Below are 4,011 nucleotides of genomic sequence, written 5' to 3'. Positions count from 1 at the left end.
CCGAAGCCGACGATATCGGTCACCTTCGGCTTGCCTTCTGTGAGCGTGCCGGTCTTGTCGAAGGCAGCGGCGGTAACCTTGCCCACATTCTCCAGCACCGCCCCACCCTTCATCAGCAGCCCGCGCCTTGCGCCGGCCGAAAGGCTGGCAGCGATCGCTGCCGGCGTCGAGATGACCAGGGCACAGGGGCAGCCGATCAGCAAGATGGCGAGACCCTTGTAGATCCACTCATCCCAGGAGCCGCCCCAGAGAAGCGGCGGCAGCGCGGCGACCAGCGCCGCGACCACGACGACACCCGGCGTATAGTAGCGCGAGAAGCGGTCGATGAAGCGCTCGGTCGGCGCCTTGCTCTCCTGTGCCTCCTCCACCATGCGAACAATGCGGGCGATGGTGTTGTCGGCCGCGGCGGCCGTAACCCGCACGCGCAGCGCGCCAGAACCATTGACGGTGCCCGCGACAACGGTGTCATCAGCCTCCTTGCGCACCGGTGTGCTCTCGCCGGTCACCGGCGCTTCGTCGACGGCACTTTCGCCGGATAGCACCACGCCATCGGCCGGAATCCGGTCGCCGGGCCGCACCAGGATGACGGCGCCGACACTCAGCGTCTCGGCAGGAACCTCATCCAGCCGACCATCGCGCTCGACGAAGGCGGACTTCGGAACGAGCGCCGTCAGCGACTGGATGCTGGCACGCGCCTTTCCGGCGGCCACGCCCTCCAGCAATTCGCCGATCAGGAACAGGAGCACGACCATGGCCGCTTCTTCCGTCGCGCCGATGAAGACTGCGCCGACGGCGGCGATCGTCATCAGCATCTCGATCGAAAACGGCGTCCCCATGGTCGCGGCGGCAAAGGCGCGGCGCGCAATCGGCAACAGGCCGACGAGCATGGCAAGCGTGAAGATCCAGGGCTCGGTCGCCGGAACCGTCTTCCCAATGGCATAAGCGGCGACCAGCGCCAGGCCGCTGGCAATCGTCAGCTTACCCTTGCCCGACTTCCACCATGGACCGCTCGTCGGGCAGTGGTCATGACCGTGAAGGCCCATTGCAGCCGCGGCTGTCTCGCCCTTCTGGCTGGCGTTGCCCTCGTGACGATGGGCGTGATCATCGTGTCGATGTTCATGGTCATGGGCATGATCATCATGGTGATCGTGGCCGTGATCATGACTGTGGCCTCCGTGATCATGGTTATGGTCATGATCGTGCCCGGAGCAGACATGGGCCGTTTTCCGTTCCGACGCCTGGCCTGCCTGGATCGGATGCAAACGATAGCCGAGCTTTCCAACCCTGCTCACGATCGACGTCGCGAGATCGTTCTCGTCGGCAAACTTAACCGACATGGTGCCCGCCGACACCGAAACCGACACGTCCTCGACACCCGACAGCCTGCGCACCGCCGTGTCGATCTTGGTTGCGCAGGATGCGCAATCCATGCCTTCGACGCGATAACGGGCTTCCCGAATAGTGCTCGCCATAACCTGCTCCTTGCATATCTTGAAGCAACGCTACGACCTCTAGCAACTAGAGCTACAAGGCGAAATTGCAGCCTGGGTGCAGTTTTTTTAACGGTCAACGTGACAGGAAGCGGATCACCCAGTCCGCGATGCCCTTGTAGGGCGGTTTCACCAGGTCACTCGGCGCCGGCTCGAGTTTTCTCAGCACGGGCATAGCCTTGGAAAAGGTCAGGAACCCATCGCGTCCGTGATAGTGGCCCATGCCGCTGGCGCCGACTCCGCCAAACGGTAGGTCGTTGCAGCCGAACTGGTAGAGCGTGTCGTTGATGCAAACGCCGCCTGCGACAACACGCGAGAGAATAGCCTCGATTTCGTTTTTCTCCCGGCTGAAGCAGTAGAGCGCCAGCGGGCGGTCATGGCCGAGCATATAGCCGATCGCCTCCTCGATCGAGGTGTAGCCGATGACGGGGAGGATAGGTCCGAAGACCTCTTCGCCCACGACGGCACTTTCCCGATCCGGATCGATGATGAGCGTTGGCGGGAAAAGGCGTGGATGCCCGGCGACGTCCTCAGTTCCATCGAGCAGCGGGATCACTTTATGGCCACGTGCCTCGGCGTCGGCAATCAGGCGCGTGAGGCGCTCGTACTGCCCCGCATTGATGATCGATGTGTAGTCTTCGAGGCGTCGCTTCGCCGGATAACGCGCTGCCAATTCTTGCCTCATCAAGCCCACGAAAGCTTCGCGCTTGCTCTCATGGATGAGGACATAATCGGGCGCGATGCAGGTCTGGCCGGCATTGAAGAATTTGCCGGTGGCAACACGCCTGGCTGCCTTGGCGAGATCGGCGGTTCCGGTCACGATCGCCGGAGATTTGCCGCCGAGTTCAAGCGTTACCGGCGTCAGATTCTGGGCGGCCGCCGCCATCACCTTGCGCCCGACGGCGGTGGAACCGGTGAAAAACAGATGGTCGAAAGGGAGAGCCGAGAAGCTGGCGGACAGTTCGGGGCCGCCGAGCGCGACCGCCACGCGCGCCTCCGGAAAGACCTCGCCAAGCAGTGACCGCAGGAACTCGGCGGTCTGCGGCGTATGCTCGGATGGCTTGAGGAAGACATGATTGCCGGCGGCAATCGCCGCGACCAACGGGGCGAGCGCCAGGTTGACCGGATAGTTCCACGGCGAAATGATCCCGACGACGCCGAGCGGCACGAAACGCACTTCTGCCCTGGCCGGCCAGAGCTTCCATCCGGCCGTCCGACGCTCTGGACGGACCCAGCGCTTGAGTTTCGCCAATGTATGGTCGATCTCGGAAAGCACGACGCCGCCTTCACCAAGCAGCGTTTCGTGCCGGGCGCGATGAGCGAAATCCGCATCGATCGCCTGACACATCTCATCCATGCGCGCGCGCAAACGCTCTCTGAGCCGGCTCAGGTCCGCGCGACGCTGCAGTACGGACGGGCGGGTTTCGAGCCAGGCGGTCCGCAACCTGTCGAAGCTGGCGCCGAGATGCGGCGAGGTATCAATTGTGGTTGTCATCGGCTTTCAGTCGAGCGAGCAAAGAACCATTGCGCGGCATAATAGGTGCCGAGCACCCAGAACGCATTGAGCGGAATATCAAAGCGGAAGCGGCCGTAGGCGAGCACGGTATCGCTGACCAGGAACAACAGACCGCCAATCGCAGCATAGCGGGCTGTCAGTTCCCGTGGCGTTCCCGAGAGCTGGCGGGCACGGGAGATCGCCTGGGCAGCCATCGCGCCGAGCGCCAGGGCGTAGATGATGACCGGGATGCGCATCTCAGACGGTAGCGACGTCCACAGACCAGCGACGACCGAGAGCGCAATCAAGGCAAAGACGGTAAACACAACAGGATGGGCGGCAAGTCTGGCATCACGGGTGAGCGCGAAAATGTAGGCGCAGTGGGTGAGCAGGAAGCAGACGAGGCCGGCCAGAAAATAGTCCCCCGGCAGCATGAGAAAGAGGTCGCCGGCTGCGGCAAAAACGAGACCGACCGCAACCGCCGTACCGTAAGCGCGCGACGAAGGAGTAAGGTTCCTGAGCACAAAGAAGAGCAGCAACAGAGTTGCTGAGGGCTTGGTCATATAGTGCAGCCAGCGCCAGAAAGAGCCATCGCCAGCCGCAAGCAGGCTGCCGAGGATCGCCAGAGCAGCGCAGGCGAGAAAGAAAGCCTGGATAGGACGGTTCCGCTCTGCGTCCAAAGTCCCCCCGTAACTCATGCCGACGATCTCCCCGTTTATCCGAGCCGTAGCCGGGCTCAGTCTTTGATTATGGCGATAGTTTCCATTTTTGCGGGATTGTCCAGTTACGTCCGCGCGGCGCGGCAAGCGGCTTGTCGGCGGCATCGGCTACGTTCTGTCGGGCAATCGGTAGCCTCACGACGAAGCGGTTGGCCAAATGCGATCATGCGGGTCCATGGGACTGCTTCGCGATGAAAGCAGAGGAGGTTAGCCGCGCCGGTTGCGATCGCTGGGGACCAGCGGTGGGAGGCTGCCTGGCGATTTTGGCCGTTTGTGGTGCGCTCCGTGCGAAGTCTGGAACGTCAAA

3 protein-coding genes are annotated in these 4,011 nt (G+C 62.8%); all 3 read right to left on the bottom strand.

Annotated elements, in window-relative coordinates:
• On the bottom strand, positions 1 to 1,472 hold a 1,472-nt coding region (locus I8N66_RS04120), incomplete at its 3' end, for a heavy metal translocating P-type ATPase (RefSeq protein ID WP_291150157.1).
• A gap of 94 nt (positions 1,473 to 1,566) precedes the next feature.
• Positions 1,567 to 2,985, bottom strand: a complete 1,419-nt coding sequence (locus tag I8N66_RS04115; RefSeq protein ID WP_291150016.1) for a coniferyl aldehyde dehydrogenase — start codon at positions 2,983 to 2,985, stop codon at positions 1,567 to 1,569.
• Entirely contained in the window at positions 2,982 to 3,683 is a 702-nt protein-coding gene (locus I8N66_RS04110; protein ID WP_291150013.1) for a lysoplasmalogenase, read from the bottom strand. Before I8N66_RS04110 ends, I8N66_RS04115 begins: the two co-directional genes overlap by 4 nt.
• Positions 3,684 to 4,011: the final 328 nt, after the last annotated feature.

It is taken from the genome of Ensifer sp. SSB1 (assembly GCF_016652895.1).
GTDB lineage: Bacteria > Pseudomonadota > Alphaproteobacteria > Rhizobiales > Rhizobiaceae > Ensifer.
This window is presented reverse-complemented; position numbering and strand designations above follow the sequence as displayed.